Here is a 1,816-nt window from a genome sequence, read left to right as displayed (position 1 = left end):
GTCGTCCTCAAACCGTTCTGGTGGCCGCCATGGCATAAATCCGTCTGGGGTTGGGGCTATGCCGTCTTCGAACTGATTTGTGCAACAAAGCCGCAATGGCCGGGAAGTTATTGCCACTTTTCCAACACAAGAGGGAGTGCCCTGCAATCTCTGTAACACCCCTTGTAGCTGACCAATATTCCCCGCAGTAAATCCTTACCCAGGAGCAGAAGCATAGCTGTAAGAGAATTTAAACTGGTACTGCCGAATCTGGCCCGTGAGATTCACTCCCTGCGCATTCAGCAGGCTTTGCCCGTAGCTGACCGATGGCGCGGCTGAACGTCTATTCAGCCCTTCATCGTCCGCAAAGTTCAGTGGTTCCCCACCCACATACCCGAACCGATTCCACCCGCCCTCCAGCCCGATCGGGTCCACCTGGATACACCTCCCGCTCCCCGCGTCGTAATACCGGTGCCGGTTGTAGCTCAGCCACGTCTTCTCATCCCACACCTGCCCCGGGTACCGCAGGTCGAACTGCACCGCCTCACCGTAGCTGCGCACGCCCGCTTCGCCACTCTGCGCATAGCCCGTCGCCCCGATAGTCGGGTTCGCTTCCCCGAAGCCCGTGATCAGCCACTGCCATACCACCTGCCCCTGGGCATTGGTGAGCCTTAGCAGCGTATTCAGGTAGTCCGCATCGATCGCATACAGCCTGCCGTTGATCTGCGCGGCCACCGGCATCGGGCCACAGGCATTGAGCAGGCAATGATTCTTTGCCTATACGGCCTTTCCGCTGAGGCAGTGCCACTCGGATTAATCTTGATCAATAATTCGCAGCATGTGCTCAGTTATTGCCACACGAGGCACAGGAAAAGCATTAATGATAATTTCTTATCAATGCAACAAGAAATTCGGCACCAAAACTTTCTACCAAATCGACATCACGTTGATTTTTCCGCTCAAGCCAATCAGAAACATTTCCGCAATCGAAGAAGTAATCTTTCACATCAACAACACCAGCCAACCCCACATTGCAGTTGATTGCAAGAAGGCCAACATCCACCGGACGGTTTTGATAAACAACCCATCTCCTCTTGGCATCAAGGAGAATGAGTCCTCCAGTGTCGCCAGCCTTACGATTTATCGTTCCTAACCGACAAATATCGATCGACCAATCCAAGCCCTGCCCAACATGGGCGAGGAAGCGTCGATCCGAACTAGCGAAAACTTCCACCTCGGCATCGTGGTCTATGCAGGAGACAACTATATTTTGAACTGCAGAGACTTGTGCCTTCGAAGAACTAATATCAGCATCGAAAAACAGATAATTCTCAAATGGCCGACCGAACACTTTGCCCGGAAGCTCTGCATCGACCACCATCACGTCGAACAAACTAGGAATTTTTTTATCCATCATAATATTAATCTCCTAGAAAGCGCAGTTTGGTGACGATATTTTCAGAAACAGAAACTGATGCAGAAGGGATTCCAGCAGCGACTCCAGGCACCCCGCCACCAGTCGATTGAGGGTAGAGTCTATAGACCTTATCTCCCCTCGTCATGATGGTGACAGTTCCATCCTTGGACATTGTCTTAATATAACCATTCTTTATCAGATTTTCGATAGCCCGTGACTGCGTCAAATTCACATTCAGTTGATTGGCACTGTTCTTAGTCGCTCTTACACCGACCGAAATCGCCGTAAATGCGAATGTTTCATTTGCCGCACAAAACCCACCCGACTCCACTGCTTGGGCAATCCCCTGCGCCACAGGCGTCATCCGCGAAACCGTCGTCGGGATCTGCGCCACCAGCGGGCTCATGGGCGACACCACCG

At 52.2% G+C, this 1,816-nt stretch carries 3 protein-coding genes; all 3 read right to left on the bottom strand.

Features of this window, described 5'->3' with window-relative positions:
* Window positions 1–195 precede the first annotated feature (195 nt).
* Complete coding sequence (locus tag AX018_RS24440) at window positions 196–720, bottom strand: RHS repeat-associated core domain-containing protein (RefSeq protein ID WP_111882832.1); 525 nt, start codon at window positions 718–720, stop codon at window positions 196–198.
* Window positions 721–856: 136 nt separating this feature from the next.
* Window positions 857–1,396 (bottom strand): hypothetical protein, encoded by a 540-nt coding sequence (locus tag AX018_RS25075; RefSeq protein WP_146749463.1) that lies wholly within the window; start codon window positions 1,394–1,396, stop codon window positions 857–859.
* Window positions 1,397–1,400: 4 nt separating this feature from the next.
* The coding region (locus AX018_RS25070) for a hypothetical protein (RefSeq protein WP_211322533.1) at window positions 1,401–1,816 on the bottom strand (416 nt) is incomplete at its 5' end.

This window comes from Paracidovorax anthurii (genome assembly GCF_003269065.1).
In the GTDB taxonomy this organism is placed as follows: Bacteria; Pseudomonadota; Gammaproteobacteria; order Burkholderiales; family Burkholderiaceae_C; genus Paracidovorax; species Paracidovorax anthurii.
This window is presented reverse-complemented; position numbering and strand designations above follow the sequence as displayed.